General features: G+C 50.4%; 17 protein-coding genes. 7 read left to right on the top strand and 10 right to left on the bottom strand.

The features are described from left to right. On the top strand, positions 1-167 hold a 167-nt coding region (locus ACYVJG_RS09820; RefSeq protein WP_460430962.1), incomplete at its 5' end, for a zinc ribbon domain-containing protein. Positions 168-208: 41 nt separating this feature from the next. On the opposite strand, the gene nadA is transcribed toward ACYVJG_RS09820, so the two are convergent. Then, a complete protein-coding gene (gene nadA, locus ACYVJG_RS09825; protein WP_460430901.1) occupies positions 209-1126 on the bottom strand; it encodes a quinolinate synthase NadA in 918 nt (305 codons plus the stop codon). A 235-nt stretch (positions 1127-1361) separates the two neighbouring features. Here nadA and ACYVJG_RS09830 point away from each other — a divergent pair, with 235 nt between their 5' ends. From ACYVJG_RS09830 to rplS, 5 genes are all read left to right on the top strand, one after another. Next, positions 1362-4046 carry a bifunctional acetate--CoA ligase family protein/GNAT family N-acetyltransferase gene (locus tag ACYVJG_RS09830; protein WP_460430902.1) on the top strand — a complete coding sequence of 895 codons (2685 nt, stop codon included), beginning with the start codon at positions 1362-1364 and terminating at the stop codon, positions 4044-4046. 86 nt (positions 4047-4132) lie between these two features. Beyond that, positions 4133-4387 (top strand): 30S ribosomal protein S16, encoded by a 255-nt coding sequence (gene rpsP / locus ACYVJG_RS09835; protein ID WP_460430903.1) that lies wholly within the window; start codon positions 4133-4135, stop codon positions 4385-4387. 21 nt (positions 4388-4408) lie between these two features. Further along, complete coding sequence (rimM, locus tag ACYVJG_RS09840; protein WP_460430963.1) at positions 4409-4930, top strand: ribosome maturation factor RimM; 522 nt, start codon at positions 4409-4411, stop codon at positions 4928-4930. Between the two features lie 14 nt (positions 4931-4944). Then, positions 4945-5709, top strand: coding sequence for a tRNA (guanosine(37)-N1)-methyltransferase TrmD (gene trmD, locus ACYVJG_RS09845; RefSeq protein ID WP_460430904.1), 765 nt, complete (start codon positions 4945-4947; stop codon positions 5707-5709). A gap of 4 nt (positions 5710-5713) precedes the next feature. Next, positions 5714-6085 carry a 50S ribosomal protein L19 gene (gene rplS / locus ACYVJG_RS09850; RefSeq protein WP_460430905.1) on the top strand — a complete coding sequence of 124 codons (372 nt, stop codon included), beginning with the start codon at positions 5714-5716 and terminating at the stop codon, positions 6083-6085. Between the two features lie 59 nt (positions 6086-6144). On the opposite strand, the gene clpA is transcribed toward rplS, so the two are convergent. Together clpA and clpS are read right to left on the bottom strand one after the other, a co-directional pair. Then, positions 6145-8436, bottom strand: coding sequence for an ATP-dependent Clp protease ATP-binding subunit ClpA (gene clpA, locus ACYVJG_RS09855; protein WP_460430906.1), 2292 nt, complete (start codon positions 8434-8436; stop codon positions 6145-6147). Beyond that, a complete protein-coding gene (clpS, locus tag ACYVJG_RS09860; protein ID WP_460430907.1) occupies positions 8433-8747 on the bottom strand; it encodes an ATP-dependent Clp protease adapter ClpS in 315 nt (104 codons plus the stop codon). The genes clpA and clpS overlap by 4 nt, the downstream gene beginning before the upstream one ends. 248 nt (positions 8748-8995) lie before the next feature. On the opposite strand from clpS, the gene ACYVJG_RS09865 reads away from it, so the two are divergent. Next, on the top strand, positions 8996-9199 hold the full coding sequence (locus ACYVJG_RS09865) for a cold-shock protein (RefSeq protein WP_027405071.1): 204 nt from the start codon (positions 8996-8998) through the stop codon (positions 9197-9199). 43 nt (positions 9200-9242) lie between these two features. Here ACYVJG_RS09865 and ispH read toward each other — a convergent pair whose 3' ends face one another. The 7 genes from ispH to ACYVJG_RS09900 all read right to left on the bottom strand — a co-directional run bounded on the left by ispH (position 9243) and on the right by ACYVJG_RS09900 (position 17624). Next, positions 9243-10175: a 4-hydroxy-3-methylbut-2-enyl diphosphate reductase gene (gene ispH, locus ACYVJG_RS09870; RefSeq protein ID WP_460430908.1), complete on the bottom strand. Its 933-nt coding sequence runs from the start codon at positions 10173-10175 to the stop codon at positions 9243-9245. A gap of 3 nt (positions 10176-10178) precedes the next feature. After that, the gene (gene lspA / locus ACYVJG_RS09875) at positions 10179-10682 is read right to left on the bottom strand and encodes a signal peptidase II (protein WP_022652746.1); all 504 of its coding nucleotides are present in this window, start codon (positions 10680-10682) and stop codon (positions 10179-10181) included. Then, entirely contained in the window at positions 10675-13554 is a 2880-nt protein-coding gene (ileS, locus tag ACYVJG_RS09880) for an isoleucine--tRNA ligase (protein ID WP_460430909.1), read from the bottom strand. The genes lspA and ileS overlap by 8 nt, the downstream gene beginning before the upstream one ends. A gap of 23 nt (positions 13555-13577) precedes the next feature. Continuing rightward, complete coding sequence (locus ACYVJG_RS09885; RefSeq protein ID WP_460430910.1) at positions 13578-14504, bottom strand: bifunctional riboflavin kinase/FAD synthetase; 927 nt, start codon at positions 14502-14504, stop codon at positions 13578-13580. A 108-nt stretch (positions 14505-14612) separates the two neighbouring features. Then, positions 14613-15254 carry an OmpA family protein gene (locus ACYVJG_RS09890; RefSeq protein WP_460430911.1) on the bottom strand — a complete coding sequence of 214 codons (642 nt, stop codon included), beginning with the start codon at positions 15252-15254 and terminating at the stop codon, positions 14613-14615. Positions 15255-15478: 224 nt separating this feature from the next. Next, the gene (locus tag ACYVJG_RS09895) at positions 15479-15982 is read right to left on the bottom strand and encodes a DUF934 domain-containing protein (RefSeq protein WP_022652743.1); all 504 of its coding nucleotides are present in this window, start codon (positions 15980-15982) and stop codon (positions 15479-15481) included. After that, positions 15966-17624 (bottom strand): nitrite/sulfite reductase, encoded by a 1659-nt coding sequence (locus ACYVJG_RS09900; RefSeq protein ID WP_460430912.1) that lies wholly within the window; start codon positions 17622-17624, stop codon positions 15966-15968. The genes ACYVJG_RS09895 and ACYVJG_RS09900 overlap by 17 nt, the downstream gene beginning before the upstream one ends. Positions 17625-17633 lie beyond the last annotated feature (9 nt).

Raw genomic sequence — 17633 nt, forward strand, 5'->3', positions numbered from 1 at the left:
AACACCGTTTCGAGTGCCCTCACTGTGGTCTGCGGGCGCACAGCGACTTGAATGCAAGTCGGAACCTTGCCCGCATTGGCGAGACTGCCGTCTCGCCAAGGGCGGCTGTAAATACGCCTGATGTTGGGAGTGTGGATATGGGCAACCATGTCTGCGCTTCACAATAAAGCCTGCGACTTTAGTCGCGGGTTATTTACGTTTTGCTCTGTTAGGCGTAATAGCGCTGGCTGAACTCCAGCATACGCTCAATTGGCAATCGGGCCGCATCCATCTGTTCAGCGCTGAGGTAATCAATCCGTGTGCCCTCACCTGCTTGTGCCCGACGCACCGCTTCGATGGTATTCATCTTCATGTAAGGACAGGAATTGCACTGACAACCAGCGTAAATCGGCGCTTGGCGCAAATCTAGGTCAGGGCGTGCTTGGCTCATATTGAACAAAATACCATCTTCGGTGGCGACAAAAATCGGTGCTGTCACCGCACCTTGATAGGCTTTTACCCAATTCAACATACCAGAGGTTGAACCGACATAGTGCGCTTGTTTCAGCACAGGCAAGGGGCTCTCTGGGTGAGCAATTAAAGAATACGGGCCTTCGACTTCCGCAAAAGCGGCTTGTAAGGCTGCTTCATTAAATTTGTCGTGAACTTCACAAACCGCACTCCACAAAGGCATATCATACCCATATTGATAATTCAAATAGGCGCCCATATTGCGGTCAGGTGAGAAAATGACTTTTTTCCCTTCGGCATACAAATGCGCAATGATATCGTCAACATTGCGTGAAGTCACAATCCAGTCGGATAAAGCTTTATGTTCGGCAGAAGAATTGATATACGAGACATGAACATAATCACCATGTCTTTCACGCCAAGCGCGTAAGGCATTGACATCGGTTTGTGTCACCAAAGAACACGTGGAACCTGCATCCGGCAAGATCACTTCGGCTTGCGGGTTCAAGATTTTGGCGGTCTCCGCCATAAAACGCACGCCAGCAAACACAATGATGTCTGCTTGGGCATCGCGGGCAAAGAGCGAGAGTTCCAAACTGTCACCCACCTTGTCGGCCATGCCTTGAATCTCGGGAGTGGTGTAGTAGTGGGCGAGCGTGACAACGCGTTTGCTCATAATGAAGAAGCTCCTGAAATGCCGCCAGACGACGTATCGATGTGCGGAATAAGACGAAATAAAGCGGTCAAACATAGCAAAAAAGCGACAACACGGCTAGGCAAAAGCCGGCAAAGCGGTATTCATTTTTGTGATCAATTCTATTTTCAGCGCATAATTGCTGCATTGCACAATCGAAAAACTTGGCTGGACACGCAACCCGCACCCCAGCCACCTTCATACGGGAATAAACATCATGAAACCTCACTATCTCACCCCTCTGTTTGCGCCAAAAGCGGTTGCAGTGGTGGGTGCCAGCGACACCGCCGGATCGATTGGTCAGGCCATTTTTTCCAACATCTTAGTCTCTGGCTACAAAGGCAAGCTCTACCCAGTTAACCTCAACCGCAAGTTGGTGGCGGGTATTGCTGCGGTGTCTTCGGTGCGGATGATCGAAGGGCCAGTTGATTTGGCGGTGTTTGCTACGCCAGTCCGCACTTGGCCAGCGGTGGTGAAAGACTGTGGTAAAAAAGGGGTCAAAGCCGTTGTTTTGGTGAAAGAGTTTGGCGACTTTGAGCCGCTTGAAGCCGAAGTGATCGAAGAAACCGTTGCCAGCGCACGCAAATATGGTATTCGTGTCCTCGGTCCCAATACCTTGGGCTTGATGCGTCCGATCATTGGCATGAACGCAAGTAACTACGCTGGCCGTGTCAAGAGTGGCAACCTAGCTTTAGTGGCACAATCCAGCGCGTTGTGTACCGCCATGCTCGATTGGGCTGATGCCAAAGGAATGGGCTTTTCAAGTGTGGTGTCGATGGGGGAAGGGTCGGATATCGACTTTGGTGAAATCCTCGATTATCTGGTGGCCGACCATAACACGCAGGGGATTTTGATTCACACCCATCATATCCATGATGCCCGCCGCTTTATGAGTGCGCTACGCGCCGCTGCGCGCAGTAAACCTGTGGTGGTGATTAAATCGGGACGCAGTGATGCCCACCTCAACGGTATCACCGAATCGAGCCATCTGATTGATGATGCTGACGTATTTGATATGGCTTTGGCCCGCGCCGGTGTGCTGCGGGTGAATACCATTGCCCAATTATTTACTGCCGCCCGTGTGCTGGCGGCCAATTATCGTACGCAAGGTGGTCGCATTGCGATTGTGACCAATGGTATTGGCCCCGGTATTTTGGCAGCCGACAGCGCCATTTCCAACGGCGTACCGCTGGCTCAACTCAGTCCTGAAACCCTCGCCCAACTCGATCACGAGATGCCGCGAGATTGGTCGCGGGGTAATCCAATCGACATCATCGGTGATGCCAGTCCTGCCCGTTTCCGTACCGCAGTTAAAGTGGCGGCACAAGATCCAAACGTCGATGGCATCTTGGTGATCTTTACCCCTCAAGCAGGTACAGATCATCTCGCCACCGCTGAGTTGATGGCCAGCCTGCAAAAAGAAATTCAAAAACCGCTGTTTATGTCATGGTTAGGCGATGCCCGTGTGGCAGCCAGTCGCGAAGTGTTCAGCCGTGAAAAAATTGCCCATTTCCGGACGCCTGAATTTGCTATTGAAGTGTTCCGTGCTTTGGCAGCCTTCCATCATAACCAACAGTTGGTATTACAAACCCCCGGCCCACTCAAAGAAGAAGCGACCCCACCGAATATCCATGCCGCCCGCGAGATTATCGAAACCGCAATGAACCAAGGGCGTGAGGTATTGAGTGAGATTGAATCGAAGATGGTGCTAGAAGCCTTCCACATTCCAACCAATCCAGCCCGTTTGGCACGGACGGCTGATGAAGCAGTGGAATTGGCGCAAACCTTCGGCTATCCAGTGGTGTTGAAAATTGACTCACCCGATATTTTGTATAAATCGGATGTCGGCGGTGTCGAGCTGAATATCCGTACAGAAATTGCACTGCGAGCCATGTTCAGCGCAATTATTGAACGTGCCCGTGAAAAAATGCCGAATGCCAACATCAACGGCATCATGGTGCAACCGATGGTAAAACGCCCATACGGTCGTGAACTGATGTTGGGCTGTACCCATGATAATACCTTCGGCCCAGTGTTGACCTTCGGCGCAGGGGGTATTGCGGCAGAAGCATTAGACGATCGCAAATTGTCCTTGCCACCGCTGAATGATTACTTGGCCAACAGCATGATTGATGGCACTCGCGTGAATCGTATCCTCGGCAGTTTCAAGAACATGCCTGCTATCGACCGCGAGGCACTAAAAGCGACTTTGTTGCGAGTGTCGGAAATGGTGTGTGAATTGCCCGCCATTTATGAAATGGAAATTAACCCGCTGATTGCCGACGAACAGGGGGTTTTAGCATTGGATGCACGAATTATTGTTCGTGCGCCACAAGGCAACCGCCGTCGCTACGGTCATATGGCCATCATGCCGTATCCCACTGATTTAGTGGAATACATGACCTTGCGTGATGGAACCGAAGTGATGATCCGCCCGATGCGTCCAGAAGATGCCGATATGCAGCAGGAGTTTGTACGCAGCTTGTCAGAGGAAAGCCGCTTTAATCGCTATATGTCGAGCATTAAAGAATTGTCGCGTCCGGTGTTGGTACGCTTCACCCAGTTGGACTACGACCGTGAGATGGCGCTGTCGATGGTGGCGACTATTGAGGGCAAAACGCAACAGTTAGCAGCCTCGCGTTACTTTATGAATCCAGACAATGAGTCATGTGAATTTGCGCTGGTGGTTGGCGATGATTGGCAAGGGCGCGGTATTGGCGTGATTATGATGGAGCGTCTATTTGACGCTGCACGCCAGCAGGGCTTGAAAATCATGTACGGTGAAGTGTTGGCCAACAACAAAGGCATGTTGAAGCTAATGGGTAAATTAGGCTTCAAAATCGACCCTCATCCAGAAGATCGTGCCCTGACTTGGGTCACTAAGGTCTTGATTGAGGACTAATTGTGCGAACATCGTTTGCCGGCAGCCGGACTTTCTGTGTAGAATGTTCGGCTTTTACGCAATCGGTTTTTGGAAGGTTTTGAAAAATGGTCGTAATTCGTCTTGCCCGTGGCGGTGCTAAAGATCGTCCTTTCTTCAACATCATCGTCGCTGACTCTCGCAGCCGTCGTGATGGTCGTTTTATCGAGCGCATCGGTTTCCACAACCCTGTCGCTAACGAGAAACAAGAACGTACTCGTATCGCTCTCGATCGCCTGAACTACTGGCTCGGTGTTGGCGCACAGTTGTCTGACTCTGCTGCCAAAATCGTCAAAGAGTTTGAAAAGAAAGCTGCTGCCTAATTCGGCATGACAGCACAGATGATGAAAAATCCAGCACCTGATACAGACATAGTCGTCATGGGCTATGTCTCCGGTGCATTTGGTGTGCGCGGTTGGCTCAAAATCCACGCTGAAACCGAATACGCAGACAGCTTATTCGACTACCCAGAATGGTGGTTAGGTCAACCCGGCCAATGGCAACGCTATACCTTTCTCGACGGGGCTGTTCAGCCGAAAGCCGTCGTAGCACAGCTAGAAGGCATCAACGACCGCGATCAGGCTTTTGCCTTGCGGGGTTCTTTGATTGCCATTCCACGTGCTGCATTGCCTGCCGCAGAGGAAGGTGAGTTTTATTGGGCAGATTTAATCGGCCTGAGTGTGATTAACCGCGAGGGTCAAACCTTAGGTAAGGTCACACGGCTGTTTGAAACCGGCGCAAATGATGTTCTAGTGCTCGAAGACAGTGAACAACAAGAAATCATGATTCCTTTTGTTGCTGTTTATGTACTAGAAGTCGATATCCAAGCGGGCACTATCGTCGTCGATTGGCAAGCTGATTATTGATTGGCGAAACCTCGATGCACATTGATGTCATTACGCTGTTTCCAGCGATGTTCGACGCGATTACCGCGCATGGAATTACCCGTCGCGCGCTAGAACAAAAAATTTGGTCATTCCATAGCTGGAATCCGCGTGATTTCGCGCATGATAACTACCGCACCATCGACGATCGCCCTTATGGGGGTGGGCCAGGGATGGTGATGATGGCAGACCCATTACATCAAGCGATTGAAGCTGCTCGTGCACGGCAATATGCCGCCACTGCGGCACAATCCCATGTAGTGTATCTCTCTCCCCAAGGTAAACCGCTGACAGACAGTAAGGTGTGCCAACTGGCCACTTTGCCGAGTTTGATTCTATTGGCAGGGCGCTATGAGGGGGTAGATGAACGCTTGATTGCACAAGATGTCGATGAAGAAATTTCTATCGGTGACTATGTGTTGTCGGGAGGGGAACTGCCAGCCATGGTGTTAATGGATGCCATTTTGCGGCGTCTGCCTGGTGTGCTTAACGACAATCAGTCGGCAGAGCAAGACTCTTTTGCCAGCGGTCTACTCGACTGCCCACACTACACGCGCCCCGAAGTGTACAACGGGGAAGCTGTGCCCGAAGTTTTATTGTCAGGCAATCACGCTGCTATTGCCCAATGGCGATTAAAACAATCGCTTGGACGTACAGCAGAACGACGGCCTGATTTGTTGTTAGCACGCACTTTAAGTAAACAGGAATCTCGGCTGCTGGCACAGTATCAGCAGGAACAAGATTCCACAAAAAAGGACTGAAAACATGAACTTGATTCAGCAACTGGAACAAGAAGAAATCGCTCGTTTGGGTAAAACCATCCCTGAATTTGCCCCCGGTGACACCGTGATCGTGCAAGTGAAGGTGAAAGAGGGCAACCGTGAGCGTCTGCAGGCTTACGAAGGCGTGGTGATTGCAAAACGCAACCGTGGCCTGAACAGCGCCTTTATCGTGCGTAAAATCTCCTCCGGCGAAGGCGTTGAGCGTACCTTCCAAACTTACTCCCCGCTGGTGGCAAGCATCGAAGTGAAACGCCGTGGTGATGTGCGTCGCGCCAAACTGTACTACCTGCGTGACCGTTCCGGTAAATCCGCTCGTATCAAAGAAAAACTGCCAGCGAAAAAAGCCTCTGCTTAATTCGCCAGACAGCAAAAAGCCCACCAATTGGTGGGCTTTTTTGTTGCGCTTGTGTTGCGTTAGATAGCAGCTTCTTCCACCGAGGGTGCTGCTGACTGTGGTGCTTCGGGGAAGTGCAAAATCACCCGTTCGTTGTCATCCAAATCTGCGGTGACTTCACCTCCGCCTACCAGACGACCAAACAACAGCTCATCAGCCAAAGCTTTGCGTAACGAGTCTTGAATTAAACGCGCCATTGGCCGTGCGCCCATCTGTGGATCAAAACCTTTCTGTGCCAGATAGCGTTTGAGTTTGTCTGAGAAGTGAATATCCACTTTCTTCTCTGCCAATTGCTGCTCAAGCTGCATCAAGAACTTGTCTACCACTCGCAGAATAATTTCTTCATCCAACATCCGGAACGAGATAATCGCATCTAGGCGGTTGCGGAATTCGGGTGTAAACAGACGCTTAATATCAACCATCTCATCACCGACCGCACGACTGTTAGTAAAGCCGATGGTGGCTTTAGACAGGCTTTCCGCCCCAGCGTTGGTGGTCATGATAATAATCACGTTGCGGAAATCGGCTTTACGGCCATTGTTGTCGGTTAATGTGCCATGGTCCATCACTTGCAACAGGATGTTGAAGATGTCTGGATGGGCTTTTTCAATTTCATCCAACAACAATACTGAGTAGGGATGTTTGGTAATTTGTTCAGTCAACAAGCCACCTTGTTCAAACCCAACATAGCCGGGGGGCGCACCAATCAACCGGCTGACCGCGTGGCGTTCCATGTACTCTGACATATCAAAGCGCAGTAGCTCCACGCCCAAGATATACGCCAGCTGTTTGGCCACTTCCGTTTTACCGACCCCAGTTGGGCCACTAAACAAGAATGCTCCAATCGGTTTGCTTGGATTGCCCAATCCAGACCGTGACATTTTGATGGCCGATGATAAGGCTTCAATCGCCTTGTCTTGTCCAAAGACCACCGATTTAAGATCACGCTCAAGTGTTTTCAGGGTGTTGCGGTCATCACTTGAGATGGTTTTTGCTGGAATACGCGCAATTTTAGAAATGATTTCTTCAATCTCATGCTTTGAAATCACTTTCTTCTGCCGTGACTTAGGCAAGATTTTTTGTGCGGCGCCCGCTTCATCAATCACGTCAATGGCTTTATCTGGCAAATGACGATCGTTGATATAACGTGCCGATAACTCTGCTGCCGAACTCAACGCCGACGCGGTATATTTCACCCCATGATGGGCTTCGAAACGCGATTTCAGTCCTTTGAGAATCTGAATGGTTTGTTCCACTGTGGGTTCGACAACATCAATTTTTTGGAAACGGCGGGAGAGCGCGTTATCTTTTTCAAAGATGCCACGGTATTCGTTATATGTTGTTGCGCCAATACAACGCAGCAGGCCGCTGGATAAAGCAGGCTTTAACAAGTTAGAGGCATCGAGTGTGCCACCCGAGGCTGCACCAGCTCCAATCAGGGTATGAATCTCATCGATGAACAAAATGGCGTTTTCGTCTTCCGTCAGCTGTTTAATCACTTGCTTCAGACGTTGTTCAAAATCACCGCGATACTTCGTGCCGGCCAGCAATGCGCCCATATCGAGCGAATAGACCACTGCTTCACGTAATACGTCAGGCACTTCGTTACGCACGATACGGCGCGCTAAACCCTCGGCAATCGCGGTTTTACCGACCCCTGCCTCACCAACCAGCAAAGGATTGTTCTTGCGCCGACGGCACAACACTTGAATCACGCGCTCGACTTCGTGATCGCGACCAATCAGTGGGTCTACTTTGCCTGCTAACGCCTGTTGGTTGAGGTTTTGCGTATAGGCATCGAGCGGGCTGTTGCTGCTGCTGCCTTCTTGTTCTTGCTCGTTATCGTCGTGGTTGCGCGATTCGGCCGGCGGAGGGGATTTTTGTTTACTCACACCATGAGCAATAAAGTTCACCACATCCAGACGGCTGATGTTTTGTTGATGCAGGAAGTACACTGCATGTGAATCTTTCTCGCCAAAAATGGCGACCAAAATATTGGCACCGGTCACTTCTTTTTTGCCGGAGGATTGCACATGCAAAATGGCACGTTGGATAACGCGTTGGAAACCCAAGGTAGGTTGAGTTTCTACCTCATCATCCCCTTCCACTTTCGGGGTGTGTTCTTCGATAAATTGAGTCAGTTGTTGCCGCATCTGCTCAAGATTAGCCCCACATGCCCGCAGCACATCCGCAGCCGAGGGGTTATCTAGCATGGCCAACAGTAGATGTTCCACACTGATGAACTCATGGCGTTTTTGCCGAGCGTCCATGAAGGCCATATGCAGGCTGACTTCCAGTTCTTGGGCGATCATTTGTTTTCCTCCATGACGCATTTAAGGGGATGATGATGGGCGCGTGCACTTTCATGCACCTGCATCACCTTAGTTTCTGCAATGTCACGTGTAAACACACCGCAAACACCGCTGCCTTCATTATGGACTTGGAGCATGACACGTGTGGCACGTTCCCGATCCAAATGAAAGATTTCCTGCAAAACCTGTACCACAAAGTCCATAGGGGTGTAATCGTCGTTCAACAACAACACTTTATACATCGGTGGTGGTCGTAGTTTTTGTTTTTCTGGCGAAAGGCCAACATTGTCTTGATATTGTGGGTTAGACATCGTACTGCTTTCCTGTCTGATCGAGTTTCAATCTTGGCCTTATATTGCCTGTTTTCAAGGGATTGCGGGGGAATCACAAAATTATCATGCACAATGACTTGACGGGCTGGCAAGAGTCGCGTACAACGTCCCACAGGTGGATTGCATGAGGTCTGCAACACAAACAGGGCTTGCCCTTTTTATGCTGCTCTAACCTGTGTTATTTGGGGATCCCACCGCCCTGTTTTTGTATTGATAGGAAGTTTCAAATGGCAACTGGTACCGTCAAATGGTTTAACGACGCTAAGGGTTATGGTTTTATCACTCCGGATGACGGTGGTGAAGATCTGTTTGCCCACTTTTCGGCAATCAACATGAACGGCTTTAAAACGCTGAAAGAAGGCCAACGTGTTTCTTTCGAGCTGACTCAAGGCCCTAAGGGAAAACAGGCTTCCAATATTCAGACTGCCTAAGCTTTTCCAGACATGAGAAAAACCCGCCTTCTGGCGGGTTTTTTTATGCCTCGCGTAATCCTGCTGGTAGTGCAAATACGGTGTTTTCTTCGACACCATCCAATTCTGTAATCTGCGCAACGCCCAAGCTTTGCATCCGCGCAATCACTGATTGCACTAAGACCTCAGGCGCAGAGGCCCCTGCAGTCAATCCAATCGAGTGTTTACCGACAAACCACTCTGCTTGTAATTCGTCTGCCTGATCGACCATATAGGCAGCTACACCGCGACTGGCGGCGACTTCACGCAAACGATTCGAATTTGAACTGGTCGGTGAACCAACCACAATCACAATGTCGCATTGCTGCGTTAATGCTTTTACCGCATCTTGTCGGTTTTGTGTGGCGTAACAGATATCGTCTTTCTTCGGGCTTTGAATGGCCGGAAAGCGTGCACGCAAAGCGGCAACAATTTCTGCCGTTTCATCGACAGACAAGGTGGTTTGACTGACGTAGGCTAATTGGTTTGGATCGTTGACTTGTAAAGCTGCTACATCCGCCACAGTTTCAACCAAATACATGCCTCCCTCAGATTGCCCCATCGTTCCCTCAACCTCAGGGTGGCCGGCATGACCGATCATAATGATTTCACAACCGGCTTCACGCATCTTTTTGACTTCTACATGCACTTTGGTCACCAAAGGACAGGTGGCATCAAACACATGCAAACCTCGTTCAGCTGCCTGTTGGCGGACAGATAGAGGGACACCGTGAGCTGAGTAAATCAGCGTGGATCCTTCTGGTACTTCTGCCAAATCCTCAATAAAAATAGCGCCTTTTTGCTTGAGGTTTTCTACCACAAAGGTGTTGTGCACCACTTCATGCCGCACATAAATCGGTGCACCAAAGCGTTCCAATGCCCGTTCAACAATTGCAATGGCGCGATCAACGCCAGCACAAAAGCCACGGGGATTGGCCAGAATAATTGAAGTTGTCACGCCTTATTCCTTATTTTTCCCAGAACGGAAGCCATCTAACACCATCAATACCGCACCAACGGTGATGGCGCTATCTGCGATATTAAACGCTGGCCAATAGAAGTCTTGCCAATACCACTGGATAAAATCAATCACATGGCCATATAGCACACGGTCAATCAAGTTACCGATGGCACCTGAGAGAATCAAGGCACAGGAGGCATCCATCAGGCGACTTTGCTTACCCTTGACTAGCATCCAACTCAACACGGCGGCCACGGCAAGCGCCAATAGCGTGAAAAAGTGCCGTTGCCAGCCGCCTGCATCCGCCAAGAAACTAAACGCAGCGCCGGGGTTGTAGAGCAACGTCCAATTCCAGACATGCGGGATGACTTCGCGCACTTCACCATATTGCAACTGGCTGTCAAACCATAGCTTGGTCACCTGATCTAACAGCAATAACACCCCTGCCACGCCGAACCAGCGTAGCGGTTGACGGGGTGTTGCTACCGAGGGCAGCTCAGACATGCGCTCTTACCTCACCTGTGCCAGCGATATTGCTTACACAGCGACCACACAAGGTTGGATGTTCGGCATGTTGTCCCACATCAGCGGTGTGGTGCCAACAACGTTCACATTTCTCGTGGCTGGTTGGTGTAACGGTGATTTGCAAGGTCTCGCCTGCCAGCAGTTGGGTATGCGACACGATCAAAGCAAATTTGAGATCGTCGGCCAAGGTGGCTAAGGCGGCATATTCGGCAGCAGGGGCAACAAGCGTGACCTCAGCTTGCAATGATGAACCGACCTTACCCGCCTCGCGCTGTGCTTCGATTTCTTTGTTCACTGCTGCGCGCACCGTACGTACCAAAGGCCAAACCTGTGCTAACTGTTCGGCATCGGCTGGTTGTGGAATATCGTGCCATATGTGGTACAGCGTGCTGTCTTCCTCATCACCCGTTAACACTGCCCACGCTTCGTCTGCGGTAAAGCAGAGAATAGGTGCCACCAGCAGCAATAGGCTGCGGGTGATGTGCCACAGCGCCGTCTGTGCGCTACGGCGTGCCACACTGTTGGCTTGGGTGGTATAGAGGCGGTCTTTCAGGATGTCGAGGTAGAACGCACCTAAATCCTCTGAGCAATAGCCAACAATTTCTTGTACTGCTAAGTGGAAGGCATAGCGTGGGTAGTAATCGCCCGTGATACGGTCAGAGAGCTGTTTGGCGCGCACCAGTGCGTAACGGTCGATGTCTAGCATCTGCTCGATGGCCACGGCATCGGTTGCGGGAGAAAAATCAGATAAGTTGGCCAATAAGAAACGCAGCGTGTTACGCAGGCGGCGATAGCTGTCCGTCACGCCTTTGAGAATCGTGTCGGAAATTGCCAATTCGCCAGAATAGTCCGTCGCGCCGGTCCACAAACGCAAAATATCCGCACCAAGCGAGTCATTGACCTTTTGCGGTGCAACCACATTCCCCATCGACTTCGACATTTTACGGCCTTGACCATCGACTACGAAACCGTGGGTTAACAGCTGGTCGTAAGGTGGGCGACCATCCATGGCGCAACCGGTCAATAACGACGAGTGGAACCACCCTCGGTGTTGGTCTGACCCTTCGAGGTAGAGATCAGCAGGGTAGGTCAGATGCTCGGCATGGGTGCCACGCAAGACATGGTAATGGGTGGTGCCAGAATCAAACCACACATCCAAAGTGTCGCGCATTTTGTCGTATTGTGCTGCTTCGTCACCGAGTAGTTCTTTAGGATCGAGTTCAAACCATGCGTTAATACCACCTTGTTCAACCCGCTTGGCGACTTCTTCCAGTAAAGCGAGGGTGTTTGGATGGGGTTGCCCCGTTTCTTTATGTAAAAAGAACGGAATGGGCACCCCCCAGTTACGTTGACGCGACACACACCAATCAGGGCGATTTGCGATCATCGCGTGTAAACGGGCTTGTCCCCATGCTGGGAAGAAAGCGGTATTTTCTACCCCTTGCAGCGCGCGTTCACGCAGTGAACGACCTTCTACCTGTTTATCCATCCCAACAAACCACTGTGTCGTTGCACGATAGACCACAGGGGTTTTATGGCGCCAGCAGTGCGGATAGCTGTGCTCAATTTTTTCCGCCGAGAATAAACAACCGACTTCGCGCAGTTTTTCGATAATCTGCGGATTGGCCTGCCAAATGTGTTGACCACCGAAAAAGGGTAATTGGCTGGCGTAGGTACCGTTGCTGGTTACTGGATTTAAAATCTCATCATTGCTCATTCCGTGTTTACGGCAGGAGTCAAAATCCTCTAGGCCATAAGCTGGCGCGCTGTGCACCACACCGGTACCAGCATCTAATGTCACATAATCACCTGTGAACACTGGCGAAGTGCGGTCATAGAAAGGATGTTGGAAACGTAAATGATCGAGGGCCGCGCCTTTACAACGGGCGATTTCTTCGCCTTCCAAGCCAAAGCGTTTTAACGCAGACGCTGCCAACTCTGCCGCGACCACCACTAAACCGCGTTCTGTGTCCAACAACACATAGTCAAATTCAGGATGCACATTTAACGCTTGGTTTGCTGGGATCGTCCACGGTGTGGTTGTCCAAATCACCATATAGGCGGTTTTTTCAGCAGGTAGTGCCGCTAAACCAAAAGCCTGTGCTAGTTTTTCTGGTTCCACGCAAGGAAAACCGACATCGATAGTCGGGGAGTGTTTGTCTTGGTATTCGACCTCTGCTTCTGCCAATGCCGAACCACAGTCAAAACACCAATACACCGGCTTCAGGCCTTTGAATAAATAGCCCTGTGCAAACAACTGCCCTAAGGCACGAATCTCACCGGCTTCTGAGTGATAACTCATGGTGCGATAGGGGTTATCCCATTCACCTAATACACCGAGGCGGATAAAGTCTTTTTTCTGCCGCTCAATTTGAATTGCGGCGTAATCACGACATAACTCACGGATAAACGATGCTGGCAGATCAGTTGCTTTGGCATCTAAACCGTGAACTTGGCGGTATTCAACGATTTTGGCGTGAATGGTTGGTGCCGCAGCAACAGCTGTTTTATCGCCTTTCACCAATTTTTCGATTTGATGTTCAATCGGCAAACCGTGGCAATCCCAGCCGGGGACATAAGGGGCATCAAAACCCGAGAGGGTTTTTGAACGCACAATCATGTCTTTCAAAATTTTATTCACGGCATGGCCAATGTGGATATCACCGTTGGCATAGGGTGGGCCATCGTGCAGGATAAATTTAGGCCGTCCTGCTGCATGTTGACGCAGCTTTTGATAACGCTGTTGTTGTTGCCATTGCGCTAACCAGTTGGGTTCACGCTTGGCTAAATCGCCACGCATCGGAAAAGGCGTATCAAGTAGGTTTACAGTTTTACGGTAATCAAGGCTCATGCGGGCTCTCGTACATCAATTGATCAATGGAAAAAGGCGCGAGCGGCAGCAGCATCGCGAGTAATTTGGGCAACCAGCTGTTCTAGGCTGTCGTATTTTTCTTCATCACGCAACTTAGATAAAAAGCGGACGGTGATGCGTTGCCCATATAAATCTTCTGCAAAATCAAAGAAATGGACTTCTAGGTGATAGTCTGGACGTGGCGAGATAGCAGAGGTCACGGTGGGGTTTAATCCTAAACTTGCGACCCCACGCAAACAGCCGAAAGTGGTTTCTGCTTCCACCACAAACACCCCTTGCAATGCGGGTTTGCGATGCAACAAATTGACATTTGCCGTTGGGAAGCCGAGGGTACGGCCCAGTTTCTTACCGTGGATCACCCGACCAGAAATCTGGTAATCCGCGCCCAATAAGCGTTTTGCCAATACCAAATCGCCCTGTTGCAATGCCTGTCGTACCAGCGAACTTGATACTCGCTCACCTTCTAGTGCCAAGGTTGGCATGGCTTCTGTTTCAAAAGAAGGTTGTGCCGCGAGTAAGCCAAAGTCGCCTTCACGTTTCGCCCCAAAGCGAAAATCATCACCAATCAACAGATAACGCGTGTGTAACTGTTGGCACAGCATTTTCTCAATAAAAGCCTGTGGGCTGAGGGCTGCAAAAGCACGATTAAAACGTTGCACAATCACATAATCCACCAAGCCAATGGCCTTTAACCGCGCTAAACGATCACGCAGGGTGGTGAGGCGGGCGGGCGGGTCGAGTGGGGTAAACAATTCACGCGGGAGTGGCTCAAAGGTCAGTAAGGCGGTTGGCAACCCTCGCCGATGCGCTGCCTCACGCAAATGTGCCAACATCGCCTGATGCCCCAAGTGCACACCATCGAAATTGCCAATCGTCAAAGCACAGGGTGGGATGGCGATAGCAGAAGAAGAACCAGAATAGACCTGCATCAGAAAAATTACGCCACGGGGAGAAAGGCTCAGATTGTATGCTGCATCGAAGCAATAAAAAACCCCGTCCAGTGGGACGGGGTGGTGAAGCGGGCAATAATCAGTCGATTATTTTGCAGCTTCTTCGCGCATAGCGGAGATTTCAACATCAACGCGGCGATCTGGTGCCAAGCAGGCAATCAGGTCAGCACGTTTTTTGAATTTCGCTTGGCACTCTTTGGTCATCTTGGCTTCGGATTCACCGTTACCAACCGAAGTCACGCGATCTGCAGGAATACCACCGGCCACCAGGTAGTTTTTCACAGCATTAGCACGACGCTCGGACAGTGCTTTGTTGTAGGAATCGGAACCCAAGTAGTCAGTGTGGCCAACCACTTCAACCGCTTGCAAATCAGCGCCATTGCCTTTGATTTTGGCAATCACAGGATCAACGGCTTTACGGCCATCAGCGCGCAAGGTGGATTTGTTGAAGTCAAACAGCACTTCTGCGCTCAAAGACACTTTTTCTTTCACCAATTTTTTCACTGGTGCTGCTGCTTTTTTCTCGGCATCACCACACTCAACCAAGCCGTTGGTGGCTTTGTCGAATGCGCTGGTGCGCCAGCATTCGTTGTAGCTGTTGCGAACCACGCTATCGGTGCCTTGATCGGCCACGTAGCCCGGCTTAACAGCGTGAGCTTGTGCGGACAGCAGTGCTACCAGCATCGCACCAGCAAGGCTAGTCAATTTCAATTTGTTCGAAGTTTTCATCCGATATGCCTCTTGTTTATTTAAGGAGTGTTAGCGATGCGCCTAGAACCCGCTCACTGCAAAGACAGGGCATTGCCAAACTGTTGTTATGCAGTTAGCGGCCAATATAGGTTTTGGGCTCTACCCTTGTCAATTCGGGCGCGCCGCGAAACGTATCCTATACACAACACTTTGAGCGCAAAAATTATCATCTTGGGGGCAAAGTTGTTGTTTTTTTACAAATGTCACGGCTTTTCGTGACGGCGTAAGAAATAGGGGAGTGGACGAGCCCAAGTGCTTTGGTAGCCATCTGAGAAGTCTTGCAAACCGCGCAAGACACCCGCCACCCGCGTTTCATCGTGAGGGGCGAAGCTGTCAAAACCAACTTGTGCCAGATAATAAGCCTGATCTTGACCGATATCACCCACGGCGCGCAACTCGCCAGTATAACCATAACGCTCACGCAATAGGCGTGCTGTGCTATATCCCCGCCCATCGTGAAACGCAGGGAAGCAGACTGCAATCGCGCTGACTTGCTGCAAGGTTGGGAGCAGTAACGCTGGATCTTCCTCTGGTTGCAAATAAACACCGACTGGGGCGCTATGTGCTAAACAAGCGGCATGATGATTTAACCAACTGACCAATGGCACCCAGATCGCCCCCGTTGGTAAACCCTCGGCGGGGTTGATTTCGTCAACCCAAGTGAATTGTTCTTCTACCTCAATTCCGCGTCTAACTAGCTTTGGCATACACTCGTTCCTTAAACACATCAATTCCAATACGACGGAAGGTATCCAAGAAACGCTCTTCCGGTTCACGTCGTTCGACATAGACTTGAATGATTTTTTCAATTACATCTGGCATGGCTGCCCGAGCAAAGGATGGGCCAATGACTTTGCCCAAACTGGCATCGGGGCCTTGGTGACCACCGAGGGTGATTTGGTACCATTCCTCACCGTTTTTATCGACACCCAATACCCCGATATTGCCGACATGGTGATGCCCACAGGCATTCATACAGCCAGAGATATTCAAGGCAATATCACCGAGGTCAAACAAGTAATCGAGATCGGCAAAGCGGCGCTGAATTGCTTCGGCGACAGGAATCGATTTTGCGTTGGCCAAACTACAGAAATCTCCCCCCGGACAGCAGATAATATCGGTTAACAAACCTGCATTCGGATGGGCTAAACCGACTGCGTCTGCGGCTTGCCATAAAGTAAACAAATCACGCTCGGCCACGTGTGGCAACACAAGATTTTGTTCATGGCTGACACGAATTTCACCAAAGCTCCATTGCTGTGCCCACTCAGCCACTTTCTCCATTCGATCTGCATCTAAGTCGCCAGGAGCTTGGCCAGTGGCTTTCAAGGACAAAATTGCAGCACGGTAACCCTGTTGTTTATGCAGATGGGTATTGCGTTTCACCCAACGGGCAAAAGCCGGTACCTCGGCTAGCGCGGTTTGGAAGGCGGTGTCAGGTTGAGTCAAGGTTTCATATTGCGGCACAACAAAAGCCTGTGCGACACGTTGAATCTCTTCGACCGTTAAGGTTGCTGGGCCATCTTTTAAGTGCGCCCATTCTTCTTCTACCTTGGCAGCAAAAGCTGCGACGGTCATTGCCTTGACGAGAATTTTAATCCGCGCTTTGTATTTGTTATCACGCCGACCAAAGCGGTTATAAACACGTAAGACTGCATCAAGATACGTTAACAGATGCGGTGCAGGGAGGAATTCGCGTACTACATCACCGATCATCGGTGTCCGTCCCAATCCACCGCCGACAATCACTTTAAAGCCAATTTCACCTGCCGCATTACGTTGCATGTGCAAGCCAATATCATGGACAAATGTGGCGGCACGGTCTTGAGCACTGCCTGCAACGGCAATTTTGAATTTACGTGGTAAGAAAGCAAATTCAGGGTGTAAGGTGCTCCATTGCCGGATAATTTCACACCACGGGCGAGGATCAACAAACTCGTCCGCTGCTACACCAGCAAAGACATCGGTGGTGGTGTTGCGAATACAGTTACCCGAGGTTTGGATGGCGTGTAAATCTACCTCGGCTAAACGCTCTAAAATATCGGGTACTTTAGGCAGCTCAACCCAGTTGAACTGGATGTTTTGCCGGGTGGTGAAGTGACCATAGCCACGGTCAAAATCACGGGCGATCCCTGCTAACTCCCGTAACTGGCGACTGGACAACACGCCATAAGGAATGGCTACTCGCAACATCGGCGCATGGCGTTGGATATACAGACCATTCTGTAACCGCAATACACGGAATTCATCTTCAGATAACTCACCGGCTAAAAAACGGCGGGTTTGGTCACGAAACTGTGCCACCCGTTCACGAACCACTCGGCGGTCAAACTCATCATATTGATACATAGCAACTCA

This window comes from Aquaspirillum soli (assembly GCF_054781915.1).

Bases quoted from the DNA above. Each gene is read 5' to 3' on its own strand.
- nadA (WP_460430901.1), bottom strand. From the start codon at position 1,126: ATGAGCAAACGCGTTGTCACGCTCGCCCACTACTACACCACTCCCGAG.
- ACYVJG_RS09830 (WP_460430902.1), top strand. From the start codon at position 1,362: ATGAAACCTCACTATCTCACCCCTCTGTTTGCGCCAAAAGCGGTTGCA.
- rpsP (WP_460430903.1), top strand. From the start codon at position 4,133: ATGGTCGTAATTCGTCTTGCCCGTGGCGGTGCTAAAGATCGTCCTTTC.
- rimM (WP_460430963.1), top strand. From the start codon at position 4,409: ATGAAAAATCCAGCACCTGATACAGACATAGTCGTCATGGGCTATGTC.
- trmD (WP_460430904.1), top strand. From the start codon at position 4,945: ATGCACATTGATGTCATTACGCTGTTTCCAGCGATGTTCGACGCGATT.
- rplS (WP_460430905.1), top strand. From the start codon at position 5,714: ATGAACTTGATTCAGCAACTGGAACAAGAAGAAATCGCTCGTTTGGGT.
- clpA (WP_460430906.1), bottom strand. From the start codon at position 8,436: ATGATCGCCCAAGAACTGGAAGTCAGCCTGCATATGGCCTTCATGGAC.
- clpS (WP_460430907.1), bottom strand. From the start codon at position 8,747: ATGTCTAACCCACAATATCAAGACAATGTTGGCCTTTCGCCAGAAAAA.
- ACYVJG_RS09865 (WP_027405071.1), top strand. From the start codon at position 8,996: ATGGCAACTGGTACCGTCAAATGGTTTAACGACGCTAAGGGTTATGGT.
- lspA (WP_022652746.1), bottom strand. From the start codon at position 10,682: ATGTCTGAGCTGCCCTCGGTAGCAACACCCCGTCAACCGCTACGCTGG.
- ileS (WP_460430909.1), bottom strand. From the start codon at position 13,554: ATGAGCCTTGATTACCGTAAAACTGTAAACCTACTTGATACGCCTTTT.
- ACYVJG_RS09885 (WP_460430910.1), bottom strand. From the start codon at position 14,504: ATGCAGGTCTATTCTGGTTCTTCTTCTGCTATCGCCATCCCACCCTGT.
- ACYVJG_RS09890 (WP_460430911.1), bottom strand. From the start codon at position 15,254: ATGAAAACTTCGAACAAATTGAAATTGACTAGCCTTGCTGGTGCGATG.
- ACYVJG_RS09895 (WP_022652743.1), bottom strand. From the start codon at position 15,982: ATGCCAAAGCTAGTTAGACGCGGAATTGAGGTAGAAGAACAATTCACT.
- ACYVJG_RS09900 (WP_460430912.1), bottom strand. From the start codon at position 17,624: ATGTATCAATATGATGAGTTTGACCGCCGAGTGGTTCGTGAACGGGTG.